This is a genomic window from Aestuariirhabdus sp. LZHN29 (assembly GCF_049985285.1).
GTDB lineage: Bacteria > Pseudomonadota > Gammaproteobacteria > Pseudomonadales > Aestuariirhabdaceae > Aestuariirhabdus.
In genome coordinates this window covers 17,897-32,869 of sequence record NZ_JBNIEU010000001.1, presented here as the reverse complement: position 1 = coordinate 32,869, position 14,973 = coordinate 17,897, and the positions used below count along the sequence as shown (strand labels likewise).

14 protein-coding genes are annotated in these 14,973 nt (G+C 54.5%); 8 read left to right on the top strand and 6 right to left on the bottom strand.

Going from position 1 to position 14,973, the window contains the following annotated elements; genetic code table 11:
• Positions 1–11: 11 nt before the first annotated feature.
• From ACP3PW_RS00140 to ACP3PW_RS00130, 3 genes are all read right to left on the bottom strand, one after another.
• Positions 12–620 (bottom strand): YjaG family protein, encoded by a 609-nt coding sequence (locus ACP3PW_RS00140; protein WP_426414627.1) that lies wholly within the window; start codon positions 618–620, stop codon positions 12–14.
• A 29-nt stretch (positions 621–649) separates the two neighbouring features.
• On the bottom strand, positions 650–2,554 hold the full coding sequence (locus ACP3PW_RS00135) for an acyl-CoA synthetase (protein ID WP_426414626.1): 1,905 nt from the start codon (positions 2,552–2,554) through the stop codon (positions 650–652).
• A 61-nt stretch (positions 2,555–2,615) separates the two neighbouring features.
• Positions 2,616–3,380: a hypothetical protein gene (locus ACP3PW_RS00130; protein ID WP_426414625.1), complete on the bottom strand. Its 765-nt coding sequence runs from the start codon at positions 3,378–3,380 to the stop codon at positions 2,616–2,618.
• Positions 3,381–3,487: 107 nt separating this feature from the next.
• On the opposite strand from ACP3PW_RS00130, the gene ACP3PW_RS00125 reads away from it, so the two are divergent.
• Positions 3,488–3,844 carry a hypothetical protein gene (locus ACP3PW_RS00125; RefSeq protein ID WP_426414624.1) on the top strand — a complete coding sequence of 119 codons (357 nt, stop codon included), beginning with the start codon at positions 3,488–3,490 and terminating at the stop codon, positions 3,842–3,844.
• 7 nt (positions 3,845–3,851) lie between these two features.
• On the opposite strand, the gene ACP3PW_RS00120 is transcribed toward ACP3PW_RS00125, so the two are convergent.
• Positions 3,852–4,097, bottom strand: a complete 246-nt coding sequence (locus ACP3PW_RS00120) for a DUF3820 family protein (protein WP_426414623.1) — start codon at positions 4,095–4,097, stop codon at positions 3,852–3,854.
• A gap of 276 nt (positions 4,098–4,373) precedes the next feature.
• On the opposite strand from ACP3PW_RS00120, the gene ACP3PW_RS00115 reads away from it, so the two are divergent.
• From ACP3PW_RS00115 to ACP3PW_RS00085, 7 genes are all read left to right on the top strand, one after another.
• Entirely contained in the window at positions 4,374–5,180 is an 807-nt protein-coding gene (locus tag ACP3PW_RS00115; RefSeq protein ID WP_426414622.1) for an ABC transporter ATP-binding protein, read from the top strand.
• Positions 5,180–7,153, top strand: a complete 1,974-nt coding sequence (locus ACP3PW_RS00110; protein ID WP_426414621.1) for a long-chain fatty acid--CoA ligase — start codon at positions 5,180–5,182, stop codon at positions 7,151–7,153. The genes ACP3PW_RS00115 and ACP3PW_RS00110 overlap by 1 nt, the downstream gene beginning before the upstream one ends.
• Positions 7,150–8,043, top strand: coding sequence for a branched-chain amino acid ABC transporter permease (locus ACP3PW_RS00105; protein ID WP_426414620.1), 894 nt, complete (start codon positions 7,150–7,152; stop codon positions 8,041–8,043). The genes ACP3PW_RS00110 and ACP3PW_RS00105 overlap by 4 nt, the downstream gene beginning before the upstream one ends.
• An 11-nt stretch (positions 8,044–8,054) precedes the next feature.
• A complete protein-coding gene (locus tag ACP3PW_RS00100; RefSeq protein WP_426414619.1) occupies positions 8,055–9,128 on the top strand; it encodes a branched-chain amino acid ABC transporter permease in 1,074 nt (357 codons plus the stop codon).
• A 92-nt stretch (positions 9,129–9,220) separates the two neighbouring features.
• A complete protein-coding gene (locus ACP3PW_RS00095) occupies positions 9,221–10,462 on the top strand; it encodes an ABC transporter substrate-binding protein (protein ID WP_426414618.1) in 1,242 nt (413 codons plus the stop codon).
• A 70-nt stretch (positions 10,463–10,532) separates the two neighbouring features.
• Positions 10,533–11,354 carry an ABC transporter ATP-binding protein gene (locus ACP3PW_RS00090; RefSeq protein ID WP_426414617.1) on the top strand — a complete coding sequence of 274 codons (822 nt, stop codon included), beginning with the start codon at positions 10,533–10,535 and terminating at the stop codon, positions 11,352–11,354.
• A 9-nt stretch (positions 11,355–11,363) separates the two neighbouring features.
• Positions 11,364–12,590: a phenylacetate--CoA ligase family protein gene (locus tag ACP3PW_RS00085; protein WP_426414616.1), complete on the top strand. Its 1,227-nt coding sequence runs from the start codon at positions 11,364–11,366 to the stop codon at positions 12,588–12,590.
• 102 nt (positions 12,591–12,692) lie between these two features.
• On the opposite strand, the gene hemJ is transcribed toward ACP3PW_RS00085, so the two are convergent.
• Positions 12,693–13,115: a protoporphyrinogen oxidase HemJ gene (gene hemJ / locus ACP3PW_RS00080; protein ID WP_426414615.1), complete on the bottom strand. Its 423-nt coding sequence runs from the start codon at positions 13,113–13,115 to the stop codon at positions 12,693–12,695.
• A 24-nt stretch (positions 13,116–13,139) separates the two neighbouring features.
• Entirely contained in the window at positions 13,140–14,864 is a 1,725-nt protein-coding gene (locus ACP3PW_RS00075; RefSeq protein ID WP_426414614.1) for a chloride channel protein, read from the bottom strand.
• Positions 14,865–14,973 lie beyond the last annotated feature (109 nt).

Here is a 14,973-nt window from a genome sequence, read left to right as displayed (position 1 = left end):
GCATCCAAGGATTAACGGGCGCCTGCGGCCTCTGCGCTGATACCGATCTGGCTCACGCCCTCATTGGCGGCCAGCTTGCGAAGCTCCTGGATAAGCGGCTTATTGGGTGTGGAGCGAGTTAATAGTTTTTGACACAGCGCTTGCTGAAAGCCAAGTTCCTGCAAGTAGAGAGGGTGTTCCCGCAAGAGGGTGTTGGCATCGGGGTGGTTGGCGTCGATCTCCCCGCTAAATTCGAGAAACTCGGCAACCGTTGCCAGCGACAGGGTGCTTCCACTGAGGCAGTCATCGAGGTTCGATTTCATGGCGCAGGAGAGGGCGGCATTGAGCAGTACGCAGCAATCCAGGCCGGGTCGCACACCGTAGCTGTCGAAACGGGTGGGGTCGGGGGTGTTATCCTCCAGCAGGTCGAGCTGCTTTTCAAAGTTTTTTGCGCTTTGTAGCCCCGCCGCGCAGTCCCACAGCAGGTTGAGGTTTTGGCGCAATACGGCCGGGTCACCACTGTCACAGAGCTCGGAGAAGAGGCGGTAATTGGGCAAGCTGCGTTCTCCTAATGCGGCGAGGAAAGCGATCTGTTGCCAGTGGCTGAGTTGGTCCAGAGGCGTGCGTGGGGCGTTTGGCATAGGATGTACCCTGATGGTCGGGGCGGGGATTATACCAGTTCGGCGCGAATTGAGAGGCCTTCGAGTCGGGCTTTTACCTCTTTGCGAATCGAATGTCCGCCTGGCAGCCCCTGAATGCGAGCTACCTGCTCCAGTTGGTCATTGGTGGTGATATCGACCCGAATTTCGCTGGATTCCTTGAGGTCGTCAAGTAGCTCCTGGTATAGGCGGCACAGTGCATCCTTGCGCAACAGCTGGCGGTCTATCTTACCCACGTTCGTTAACGGCATCACCTCCAGCAGGTAGATACAGGGTATCGGTGGCAGGTGGGCGTCGGCTTGCGCGTGGTAGGCCTCACTGAGGGTATCCAGTGGTAGATCGACGTCTTGTTGGGCGGTCACATAGGCCACCACCTGATGCTTTCCTGCGGCATCATTACGTCCCACGATAGCGGCCCGCTCGACACCTGGAAACTGTTGTAACAAACGCTCAATGGGTTGGGGATCGCGGGAGTGTCCGGGTTGGCTGATCTGGTCCAGACTGCGCCCGTGGAGCCAGAAATAGCCCTCGCCGTCGCAGCGTCCGAGGTCTCCGGTATCAAACCAGCCATGGTCGCCTATCCAGACGTTGCGATTTTTTTCCCGCTGGATGTAGCCGGGGAATACGTGGGGGCCGCGAATCAGAATATGGCCGATCTCATCCACGGTGCAGTCACGAAGGTAGCGCTGGTTCTCATCCAGGATGACGGTTTTCATGCCCGAATAGGGCATTCGGATGCCGATAGACCCCGCTTGAGCGTTGCCGTCGGGTGGGTTGACGCAACTGACGCAGGTGCCCTCGGTGAGCCCGTACCCTTCGATCAGGGGGATGCCACAATGTTGCTGGAACTGATCGATTAGTTTTATCGGTAGCGGTGAGGCCCCGCACAGGGCAAAGCGGACGCTATCAAGTGTATGCTGGCCGGTAGGAACACTGATGGCGCGCTTGTAGAAAGCGGGAACACCGCTAATGATTTCAACCTTGTAGTGTTCGATCAGTGCCCACAAACGTTTAATAACCTGCTCGCCACGGTATCCCTCCATGCCCGGTATCAACACCCTGGCGCCCGCCATAAACGGGGCTAGGCCGGGGATGATGATGGCGTTGACATGGCTCAGGGTCAGTCCGTTGAGCACTACCTGTGATTGCTGAAAGCGCAGCATTGTGTTGATCATGAGCGCCATAGAGGCCTCATTGCGGTGGGTGTGGGGCGTTATTTTGGGTGTTCCGGTCATGCCACCGGTGTAGAAGTAGGAGGCGATATCCTGCGGGTGGATCTGACGATGGCTTTCCAGCATGTCCGTTGGGCAGCGTGCGATGGCCTTGTCGAAGTCGTACACCCCCTGCATTCGTGGCAGCTTGCGGCGAATCGATACCATTGCACGGCGTGGCAGCGGTAACAGGTTGACCGGATCCACGATCAGGATCGCACGCAGGGAGTAAACCCGCTTCTTGATCTCCAGTGCTTTCTGCCAAAGGTCGCTGTCAGGGTAGGGGGCCAGAGTGATCAGCACTTTACTCTGGACGGCGTTCATAATGGCCACCACCTGATCGATGGCAATATGAGGGTTTATCGGATTTACAATGCCGGCGGCCTCGCCTCCCCAGATTGAAAAATGGCTGTGAGGGAGGTTGGGTAGCAGCGTGGAAACCACATCCCGGCTTTCGATACCGAGGCGGTGGAGAGCATTGGCGGTCTGGGTGACGCGATGAAACAGCTCTTTATAGCTGATATCGGTCGATTTTTCGTCACAGCTGCCCGTCATCAGGTAACTGATGGCAGTCCTCTCTCCGTAGAGGCGTGCGGCATCCTGCAATAGCTGATAAGTGCTGTTCGGCAGTCCCCGGTCTTCGATGGGAACCTGCTCAACCGCGACTACATCAGCGAGGCTTTTTACAGGTCGAACGGACAACATTGGGTCCCCTGATTGCGCTCTAATTTTTATTGGTTATGAGGGCGAGGAACTGGCAAGTATATTATGGGTTTGCGGCGCTGTCATCGCTTGCTTGCGATGGAGTGCCCTCGTCGGGTGCTGCCATATCCTGGCCCTGACGCTCTATCTGCTCTTTGAGCTTAAGTTGTTCGCGGATCTGGTTAGCATTATTGGCTTCGATCAGAAACTCATAATAGAGGCGAAGATTCTCCAAAGAGCTAATTTGCCGCGCCAGCAGCCCTTTTCGCGATAATGAGCAGAGCTTATTAAAGTAATGTCGCTGCAGGTTTGGGTTCAGCTGTTGAAGGGGCTGCAGAGTGTGGATGTAGCCATAGCTGCCCTCCAGTTTGCGTACGTAGTCGCGCAGGTGGAAGTGATACTGCCGCCGCTTGCGGACCAGGTGGGTGTAGTGGTTACCCCCCGGCATCAGCGGGTTGATGCCGTCAAAGTATCCGATGGTCAGGGCAAATAGCAGCGCACCGTTGATGCCGCCTACCCAGGCCGGAAGATATCCCAGTACGGCCAGAATGAGTAGGGCACTGACTACCATCAGGGCGCTGTGCCAGATCGAACGGTAGTGGCGCGCATCTGCAAGGTCGTTTTCCGAGGGCATTTGAGTCATGCCGAGCAGGTCGTAGTCGAGCTGTTCCAGTCGAGCGCAGGCTTGTTCGAACTCCTCTTCGATGCGCTGGTGGGCGGGAGTGTTCAGCTCCTCGCGTACGGTACGCTTGGGGATCACAGCATCCTGGTGGTCGCCAGCGGTTGAGTCGGCGTCTTTGTGCGCTGTATCAGGGGTGGGGTCGCTCATGCTTGCATTATTTCCACGGGTGGGTAAGTTTAGGGTGCGCTCCACTGGCATCATATCGCCCACTGGGAGTTGCGGCCAATAATAGATCGGTGTATCAGGGAGTGAGTGTGGGACGCAGGCTGTTAAGAGTAATGATTCTGGTTTGGGCGGGTCTATGTGCCGGTTCGGTGTTGGCGGCGCCGGATACCGAGTATGCCCTCTATAGTGCCAGCTCGGCGCTTGATGGAAAGCCCGTTACTCTTAAACTCAATACCTTCAGTGGCGACAGCTGGTTTTTCGATGGGCGGCAGTGGCAGCCGATGGCAGAATCGGGGAACAAGAATTTTTATGATATGCCCAGCTACCAGCTCAAGCTGACGGACTCGGCTCAAGGGCTGGTTATTTTCCGCTTTAGTGTCGTCAACGGCTCCACCTGGGTCTATACCAGTGGTGGTTGGGAGTTTATCGACGAGCCGGAGCGATAGCTGCGAGCTAGGGGGTGTGACGCCCATGCCGGCAGGCAATCTCCTCAAGCAGTGGTTCCAGCCCGTTGAGCTTGATCTCGTACAGAGAGTGCAAAAGGTGCCCTATTTGTCCGCCGGGAAACCCCTGCTGCTTGAACCAGACCAGGTAGGGTTCTGGAAGGTCTTTTAGCAGCCAGCCCTGATATTTGCCAAACGGCATGCGCTCGGTGACCAGTTTAATGAGCTGCGAGGGATCGGGAGAGGGTGTCTCCACTGGGTGCTCCTAAAGTCTGTAACGGTGGGAGTGCGAGTGTGGCCGGGTACCGCCTACTCGGGGAACAAACCGCAATATAGTCCATCTCTTAAGCAAGATAGTCAATCCTCGCCTCTGGCTTGAGTGGCATAATCGATGATGCCCAGTGAAAAAACAACAACAATACGGGGTCAATATTATGGATGATCGGGTCCGCGAGATCGCTATCTGTTTGCCTGCTGGTCTGGCCGCTGGCTCAGGGGCACCTGTTTCCTTTGCGAACGGGGAGTTTAGCCTATGAGCGCAACACCTCTGCTGCAAGTGGAGAACGTATCTCTGGCCTTTGGTGGCGTTAAGGCGCTGACCGATGTCGGCTTTTCGGTCAATAAGGGTGAGGTGTTCTCTATTATTGGACCCAACGGGGCCGGTAAGACATCGATGCTCAATTGTGTCTCCGGACGTTATTCGCCCAACCATGGACGTATTCTATTTCGCGGCGACGACGTTACCCGGCTCAAGCCCAATGCGCGGGCAGAATTGGGGATAGGTCGTACCTTCCAGAATCTCGCCCTGTTTGGTCATATGAGCGTGCTCGATAACATCATGGTTGGGCGGCATCATATGCTGAAGAACAATTTCTTCACAGGCCCACTGTACTGGTTCTCTCCAGCCAAGCGCGAAGAGTTGGAGCACCGCCGTGCGGTGGAGGACATTATCGACTTTCTGGAGATTACCCACATCCGCAAAGCCATTGCGGGGACGCTCTCCTATGGTTTACGCAAGCGCGTCGAGTTGGCGCGTGCCATTGCACTTAAACCGGACCTGATTCTTTTGGATGAGCCTATGGCGGGTATGAACCTAGAGGAGAAGGAGGATATGGCGCGCTACATCATGGATCTCAACGCGGAGTTCGGTATGACCGTGACCATGATTGAGCATGACATGGGGGTAGTAATGGATATTTCCGACCGTGTCATGGTGCTGGATTTTGGCAAAAAAGTGGCCGAGGGCACTCCCGATGAGGTGATGGCCAATGAGCATGTGCAAAAAGCCTATCTGGGTGAGGACGACCCCCTGCCCGACGATGGCGAGGAGGTTGCGTAATGGCTCAATTACATACCGACTACGCCGATGTAGATCGCTTTGACACCTTCCCAAAACTGCTGGCGCATAACGCGGCGCTGTTTGGCAGCGAAGTGGCGATGCGGGAGAAGGAGTTCGGCATCTGGAACGAGTACAGCTGGAAGGACTATAACGATCGGGTCAAGTGGATGGCTCTGGGGCTCAAAGCTCTCGGCGTCAATGAGGGGGATGTGATCGGCTTGCTGGGTGAAAACCGCCCGGAGTGGATCTGGGGAGAGATCAGCACCCATGCCCTCAAGTGTTACTCACTGGGGATCTACCAGGACTCCATGCACGAAGAGGTTGCCTACCTCATTAATTACGCCCAGGCGCGTGTCATTATTGCCGAAGACGAAGAGCAATGTGACAAGTTGCTGGAGCTGGGGGAACAGATTCCGTCGGTAGAGTGGATTGTCTATTGCGACGCCCGGGGCATGCGTAAGTACGAGGATTCCCGCTTGCTGGATATTGCGCGTCTTTACGAAATGGGGCGCCAGCAAGAGGAGGAGGACGCCGAGGCTTATACCTTGCTGGTGGAAGCAACCCAGGGCGAGGATCTCGCTATTCTCTGTACAACTTCCGGTACCACCTCGCGCCCTAAGCTGGCGATGCTGCATTCTGGCGCCTTTTTGAATCACTGCGCCGCCTATCTGCGCGCCGACGGCAAGTCACCGGGGGATAACTATGTATCGGTATTGCCGCTGCCCTGGATCATGGAGCAGGTGTATGCGATAGGGCAGAGTCTGGTTAGCCGCCAAATCGTAAATTTTGTCGAGGAGCAGGAGACCCTGATGGCGGACCTGCGCGAAATTGGGCCCCATTTCGTGCTCTTGGCTCCCAGGGTTTGGGAGAACATTGTCGCCGATGTGCGTTCTCGAATGCTCGATTCGACGCCCCTTAAACAGGCACTTTTTGAGTGGGGCATGAAGCGTGCTAACCGGGCTCTCGCCAAAGGGAACCGCTCCCGGCTGGCGGAATGGGTGCTACTGCGCGCCCTGCGCGATCGTCTCGGCTTTACGCATTTGCGCAGCGCCGCAACCGGCGGGGCCGCTATGGGGCCCGATACGTTACGTTTTTTCCAAGCCATCGGGGTACCCCTGCGGCAGCTCTATGGCCAGACCGAACTCTGTGGTGCCTATACCATCCATCGTAGCGACGATATCGATTACGACAGCGTCGGTGTGGCCTTCGATAACGCCGAAATAAAGGTGATCAACCCCGACGATAAAGGGGTCGGTGAAATTGTAGCGCGCACCAGTGGAATGTTTAGCGGTTACTACAAGAACATGGATGCGTACCACGATGACGTTAAAGAGGGCTGGATGCATACCGGCGATGCCGGTTACTTCAAGCAGGAAAATAAACATCTGGTGGTGATCGACCGGCTCAAGGATCTTGCGCAGACCGAGCAGGGATACCGCTATTCGCCCCAATTTATCGAAAATAAACTCAAATTTTCGCCCTTTATTGCCGAGGCTGTTGTGTTGGGGAGCGGACGCTCCTATCTGTCAGCGATTATTTGTATTCGTTTTAGCGTGGTGTCCAAGTGGGCGGAACAGAAGGGGCTCGCCTTCACCAATTATACTAATTTGTCCGCTCACGAATTGGTCTATGAGCAGCTGCGTAGCGAAGTTGAAAGCGTCAACGAAACCTTGCCAGAAGCACAGCGAATCCACCGTTTTCTGCTTCTTTATAAAGAGCTCGATGCCGACGATGGAGAGCTGACGCGTACCCGTAAGGTTCGCCGTGGCGTAGTCGCGGAAAAATATCAGGAGATAATCGACTCTATCTACTCAGGCGACGATCGGGTAGAGGTCGACACGGTGATCACCTTCCAGGATGGCACCCGTTCCCGAATCCAGACCTCTTTGAAAGTGGAACGACTCATTTCAGAAAACAGGACAGATACTCATCATCGCAACCAGGCCGATAGTGCAGGGAGGAGAGCGTCATGAACTGGGAGCTACTTCTACAGTTGATACTGAATGGACTTATTGTTGGCATGCTCTACGGCGTGGTGGCGATGTGTTTTGTACTGATCTATAAATCGACTCAGATCGTAAACTTTGCCCAGGGCGAGTTCCTGTTGATCGGTGCCTGGGTGTGTTGGGCATTTTTAGTGCATATGCAGCTGCCATTCTTTGTCGGTTTCTTACTAACGCTGCTCTTTATGATGGCCTTTGGCGTGCTGCTTCAGGTGATCGTATTGCGTCCCCTGATTGGTGAACCGATTATCTCTGTCATCATGGTTACCATCGGGTTGTCGATCTTTTTTCAGGCTTTGATGAAGTGGATTTTTGGGGTCTCGGCCGAGAGTTACCCGCGGGTGTTTGATACCGAGGTGATCACTATCGCGGGTTTGAATATTGAATTTGCTTACGTCATGAGCCTTGTGATTTCGGTGGTGATTATGGCGTCGTTTTACTGGTTCTTTAAATACTCAAGGATGGGGCTGGCGATGCGTGCGACCGCTTTTGATCAGCAGGTTGCCCAGAGCCTTGGGATTTCAGTCAAGCGTGTCTTCGCCATGAGCTGGGCAATATCGGCCGTGGTGTCGGCGACCGCAGGCGTGGTCATTGGAATGGTAAACGGTGTCTCGGACGCCTTGTCGGTAATCGGGATCAAGGTGTTTCCGGCGGTTATTCTTGGAGGGCTCGACTCCATCGTTGGAGGCGTAGTGGGCGGCCTGATCATCGGGGTGTTGGAGAACGTAGCGGAATTCGTGGATAGCCAGTATCTACACGTGGGTAACCTCTACTCGATTGCCCCGTTTTATGTGCTGATTATTATACTGTGCATTAAACCCTATGGTCTGTTCGGGACCAAAGATATCGAGCGGATCTAGGGAGGCCAACTATGTCGACTGTATCGATGAGACCCTGCGGCGACTTTCGTACCAGCTACGCCCAGGACCGCACCATATTTGAAACGCGCTTCACGCTTTTTTTGGTGATCGGAACGATTGTCTTGCTGTGCCTGGCACCCTTTGTCCTGGACGCCTATTTTCTTACCCTGGGCATCCAGGTGGCCTATCTGGGCATCGCGGCGTTGGGTTTGAATATCCTGGTTGGATTTACCGGGCAGATATCCCTGGGACACGGCGCATTCTTTGGTTTTGGCGCCTTCGCGTCGGCCTGGTTGCATAACAGCTTTGGTATTCCCGTATTTTTCTGCATCCCCCTGGCCGGTTATATGACCATGGTGGTGGGCATGATTTTTGGATCACCTGCCGCACGAATCAAGGGCTTGTACCTGGCGGTAGCGACACTGGCGGCACAGTTTATTCTGGAAGATTTCTTTGCACGTGCCGACTGGTTTACGGGTGGTTCCTACGGAGCGGCAGCGCCTCCGGTGGCGATTTTTGGTTATGAATTGACCGGTGACCAGAGTTTTTGGTATGTCGCCCTGTTCGCGCTGGTCACCATGTATCTGTGGGGCACTAACCTCATGCGTACCCGCGATGGCCGCGCGTTTATCGCCGTGAGGGATCATTACCTGTCCGCAGAAATCATGGGTATCAACCTGACCAAGTATCGATTGCTGTCGTTCGGCGTATCCTCTTTTTATGCCGGGATTGGGGGGGCACTTTACGGTCACTACCTGGGTTTTGTTTCGGCCGAAGGTTTTACGATTCTGATGTCGATCCAGTTTCTGGCCATGATCATTATCGGCGGTCTGGGATCGGTCAAGGGGGCTCTGATGGGGACCATCTTTATGGTGATGCTGCCGGAGGTGCTCGAAGGTATTGTGGGTCTGTTGTCGGCAACCGGTTGGGGCAGCAGTACCGCGTTCACCGATGGCCTTGCCTATATGAAGGAGATGAGCATTGGGCTGGTGATTATTCTATTTTTGATCTTTGAGCCCGAAGGCCTGGCCCATCGCTGGCATCAGATAAAGGCGTATTGGAAATTTTATCCGTTCTCCTATTGATCGGTGCATCAACGGGAAACGAGGCTGTAAATCCCAACCTACCGGTGTTAGCTGTCTCCGGATTCTACAACAACAAGAAAAGGTATCCTGCAATGAACAAGAGAGTATTGATCGGCACGCTGGTTGCCGGCGCCATGGTTTCCACCAGCCTCCACGCTGAAGAGTCGGTATTTGTTGGCCACCTGGCTGACCTTTCCGGACCGACGGCGTTTGTAGGAAAAAATTACGCCAATGGTATCCGTGATGCCATGGGTTATATCGATAGTCATGGGGGTATTGATGGTACGCGTCTTGAGTTTGAAACCATCGACTATGCCTACAAGGTTCCTCAGGCAATTGCGTCCTATAAAAAGTGGGTATCGCGCAAGAATATGGTTGCAATGCAAGGCTGGGGAACCGCCGACACCGAAGCGTTGATCAGCTTCGTTGCCAAAGACAAAGTCCCTGTCTACTCAGCCTCCTATTCTGGTCATCTCACCGACCCAACAGGAAAGAACCCCAAAACCAAGAAGCCCGCGCCCTACAATTTCTTCTACGGAGCCTCCTATTCGGATGGATGTCGGGCGTTGGTGCAATGGGCGGCAGATGATTGGAAAACCAGGGGGGGAAGCGGAAAACCGAAGTTTACTCATGTTGGCGATAATCATCCTTACCCTAACGCTCCCAAGGAAGCTTGCGGCGAATACGCAGCCGAGCTCGGTTTTGAGGTGATGCCCCCTATCGTGGTTTCGATGAAGCCCGGTGACTTTAAAGCCCAATGCCTGTCACTGAAGGATTCGAAATCCAATTATGCCTATATTGCTAACCTGGGTGGTTCAGTGGTGTCGCTGGTTAAATCATGCGGAACCGTAGGGACCGATGTTCAGTTCATGTCCAATATTTGGGGCGGCGATAAACCGATCTTTGAAGCCGCAGGCGCGGGCGTTAAGGATTACATCTTTCCGGCAATGACACCCTTCTGGGAAGATACAGCTCCCGGTATGAAGATGGTGCGGGAGATCTCAAAAATGTCTGACCCTTCCGGTACAGAGTTTCGCACCCACCACTATATTCGCGGTGTTTGTTCTGCCTACTACATGAAAGAAGCGATGGAGTGGGCCAAAGCCAATGGTGGTATTACCGGTGAAAATATCAAGCAGGGCATGTATGCGCGCCAAAACTGGGTGCCTAGGGGACTGGAGGGCGTATGCTTGCCGGCCACCTGGACTGCCCAGGATCACCGAGGCATTAATACCGTCAATATTTACAAGGGCAATTATAACGGTGGTGATGTAATGGTAGAGCGTGTGTCTCAAGTAACCTTACCTCGCCGGGATGATTGGCTGGGCTACTGAGTCTCGACGGGCGCCGGTATCTGCCCGGCGCCTTTAGAAGAACGGATGACCCAAAACCGGGGAGTAGATAATGCAGCAAGTAGTTGAAAAACCGGCCAGCGCGCCACCGATGTTGTCGGTCAATAATATCGAAGTGGTTTACGACGATGTCATCCTGGTGTTGCGCGGCGTTAGCATCGAAGTTCCTCAGGGACAGATCGTCACCTTGCTGGGCCCAAACGGAGCCGGAAAATCCACTACGTTGAAGGCGATTTCGGGTCTTTTGAAGACCGAAGACGGAGAGGTTACCCGGGGTGAAATCAACTTTATGGGAGAGCGCATCGATCGCCGGGATGCAGAAGATATCGTGCGTTCGGGTATTTTTCAGGTGATGGAGGGGCGCAGAATTATCGAGGATATGACCTGCATCGAGAATCTGCGCTTGGGGGCATTTACCCGGAGAGATAAAAATATCCAGCAGGATATCGATATGGTGTTTGAGTATTTTCCCCGCTTGAAGGAGCGAACTGGCTTGGCCGGTTATCTATCCGGAGGGGAACAGCAGATGTTGGCAATTGGACGTTCGCTGATGGCGCGTCCCAAAATGATTTTGCTTGATGAGCCCTCTATGGGTTTATCCCCTCTGTTGGTAAAAGAGGTGTTTGGGATCATCGAAAAAATCAATCGGGAGCAGGGTATTACCATGTTACTGGTTGAGCAAAATGCCAACTATGCGCTGCGAGCAGCGGACTACGGTTACATTATGGAGTCCGGAAAAGTTGTATTGGATGGCTCCAGTGAGGAGCTCCTGCAAAATGAAGATGTGAAACAGTTCTACCTTGGAGGTGGCAATGAAGAGCGCCGTAGCTTCAAGGATCTTAAATCCTATAAGCGCAGAAAGCGCTGGCTGTAGGAGGCTCTAATGACTGATTTTTTTGATGAGCTCGAAACTCAGGATGCCGAGCTCAGGGAGCAGACTTTGCTCAAGCGTCTGCCTGAACACCTGCGCTGGGCTCAAGAAAGCACGGTGTGGTATTCGCAGCAGTTGGCGGGTATCAATCCCCACGAGATCAATAGCAGGTCAGCGCTGGCTACACTTCCGGTGCTGCGAAAATCGGAGCTGACCGAGCTTCAGCGCAAGCACCCACCCTTTGCGGGTATGGTGGCAACGGGTACCGCAAAGCTGAATCGAATCTACCAATCTCCCGGCCCGATATACGATCCTGAAGGGCAGCGCAACGATTGGTGGAAAGTTGGACGTGCATTTTATGCCGCTGGATTTCGGCCAGGTGACCGAGTCCAGAACTGCCTTTCGTACCACCTGACGCCCGGTGGAGCGATTCTGGATTCCGGTGCCCGAGCCTGCGGTTGCACGGTCATTCCCGCCGGTGCAGGGCAAACCGAAGCGCAGGTGCAGGTAATGCACGACCTAAGGGTGACCGGCTATTGCGGTACGGCGGCATTTTTAAAAATTATTCTGGATCGGGCAGATGAGTTGGGCGTCGATGTCAGTAGCTTGCGCAAGGCTTTGTTTGCGGGTGCGGCGCTGACCAAGTCCCTCAAAGATTACTTCGATGGGCGCGGTATTGCGTACTACGACGCCTATGCATCGGCGGACCTTGGGTTGATCGCTTATCAATCCTCTGCGCGTAATGGATTAATCGTCGCCGAGGAGATTTTGCTCGAGATAGTGCGCCCGGGAACCGGTGACCCTGTACCGGATGGCGAGGTTGGGGAGGTTGTTGTTACCAGCTTTAATCGAGATTATCCCTTGATCCGCTTTGCCACTGGAGATCTGTCGGTGATATTACCCGGCGCCAGCTCCTGCGGTCGCACCAATATGCGCATCGGGGGGTGGATGGGGCGCGCGGACCAGACCACGAAAGTGAAGGGGATGTTTGTGAGTCCCCAACAGGTAAGTGCCGTCGTGGAGCGATACCCCGAAATTGTTAAAGCGCGTTTGTGCGTGGAGTCGTGCAATGACAATGATGTGATGACGCTACACTGCGAAACCGAGGGTATAGACGAAGAGGCTGTTGTGCAATCGATTCGTGACCTGTGTAAACTCTCCGGCAACGTGTTGGTGGTTTCACCGGGCTCATTGCCGAACGACGGTATAGTGATCGAAGATCTCAGGCCTGTCGGCTGAGTCGGGACTGATCAGCCTTGAAGGGATATCGCGCCTATAGCCATAGCTTTCGGGTTTTGGTTTTTTGGCGGGAGCCGCAGCGAGTAGACGGCTCCTATTCGGTTAAAAGGGGCGCACCACCACCAGTATTACAATGCCGACCAGCATCAATACGGGTACCTCATTAAACCAGCGGTAGAATACGTGACTGCGAGTGTTGTTATCTGCTGCGAAAGTTTTGACCATACGCCCCGTAAAAAAGTGGTAGATCACCAGCAGGGCGACCAGCGTCAGCTTGGCATGGAACCAGGCAGAGGCTTCATAGTATTCGCGGTTGTAGGCAACCAGCCAAAAACCCAATACCAGGGTTACCACCATCGAGGGGGTAGAGATGCCTCGGTAAAGTTTTCGCTCCATAATCTTAAAACGCTCGCGGCTAGTGAGGTCTTCGCTCATGGCGTGGTACACGAATAGCCGCGGCAGGTAGAACAGCGCTGCGAACCAGCAAATAACGGCGATGATGTGGAAGGCTTTTACCCAAAGCATGGAATGTCCCTATTCGTGAAGTTGTTAAGGGTGAAGACGGTAATGTTGCTGGATAAAATCCAGCGTCACAATACCGATGGCTCGATTATTTTGTATATCCTGCACATAAAGTGCTTCGGTGCCCACCTCGCGCAACAGTTGCAAAGCTTCCTGCACCGTTGCCTGATCCGATATCGCAAAAATATCCTTACGCTGGGCGGGAATCGACAGCAGATCAAGCTCGTCCGGGCGGTCGGGTTGCGCCAGTTGCCCTCTCAGCTCCTCGGCTCGCAGTATCCATTGCGGGTCATCCTGCTCAAGGATAACAATCCACTTATCCGTTGCCTTGAGCTGTTGCAGGGCGAGCTCCCTGGAGCAGTGACGAGGGAGGTGAAGCAGGCCTCCATCCATGATGCTGGCGACACCCTCCCGGTGCAGGCCCTGCTCCAGAATGCTCCTGGGGTCGGAAACCACTTTTCCCAGTAGCTCAGAAAAGATGGAAGCCTGGCCAAACAGGTAGCGACTGGTAAGGGATGCGATAACCACTGCCAGCATTGCGGGAAGAATAATGCTGGGGTTCTGCGTGAGTTCCATTACCGCCATCAAGGCGGCCAGAGGGGCTTGTAGCACAGCTGCCATCATGGCACCCATACCCAGCATGGCATAGAACCCGCTGCCGGAGCTGGGCTGGGTATAGGCAACCTGGGATAGCAGGCCGATGGCTCCGCCGAGGCAGGCGCCCAAAAACAGGCTGGGCCCGATAATTCCGGCGGGTACCCCAAGTCCGCAGGCTGCCGCTGATACCACCAGTTTCGCCAGCACCAAATACAACAGGAACTCGAGTCCGACCGTATTAAAAAGTATGTCGGTAATGGTGTCGTAACCGATCCCCATCACCTGTGGGTAGTAGATCGCCACCAATCCGGTCAGCAGGCCGGCCAAAGGCAGGCGAAACCAATACGGCTGGGGAGCGCGCCGGTGGATGTTTTTACTCAGCCAGATGAACGCCGCCGCCAGGCAGCCGATGGCAAATCCGCAGATAATGACCAGGGGGAACTCGAGCAGCGAGTGCATCTCGATGGAGGGAATAATGAAGGCTTGATCGGAGCCGTATACCAGTGCCGTCATGAAGGCGGCTATAACCGAGGCCAGAATTACCGGAATAAACCCACTGATGGTGTACTCCATCATCACCACTTCCATGGCAAAGATAACGCCGGCAATCGGAGTGTTAAATGCCGCTGATATCGCTGCGGCACTTCCACATCCGACCAAAGTGCGAACACTGTTATTGGGTAGCCTTAACCATTGTCCCAGCGCGCTGCTGCCGGCTGCGCCCAGATGCACCGCGGGACCCTCACGCCCCGACGAATGGCCGCTGGCGAGGGCGATGATGGCGCCGAAAAACTGCACCAGCATATTTTTAAGGGGGAGGTGGCCCTGATGCAGGCCCATACGTTCAATGACATGGGCGATGCCGACGCGCCGATGGCGAGGTTTGATGAGCGCAAGCAGGAGCACCAGTGCCAGTGCGCCGCCAATGGGCAGGATAAACCGCCAGTGGGCAGCGAGGCCCTCAAAGTTTTCGTCGTTGCCCTCGGGCAGTCCGTTTTCAAGCAACAGACTCAGCAACTGTCGAAACAGAATGATCACAGCGCCAGTGATGATTCCGCTTAATAGGCCCAGCAAGGCGAGCTGGGGGACCGCCTCCGCATTGGCCAGTCGCAAGCGGAAGCGATTCATTATTTTGGGGGGTGATGGGCGACGCATTGTGTTTTTTTAACGATGCAACTATTGCTCGTGAGCGTGTTATTATGCGTGTTTGTTCATAAAACATAAATCATTATGATCTTAATGGTGGATGCTGGTTTTTCTGGCG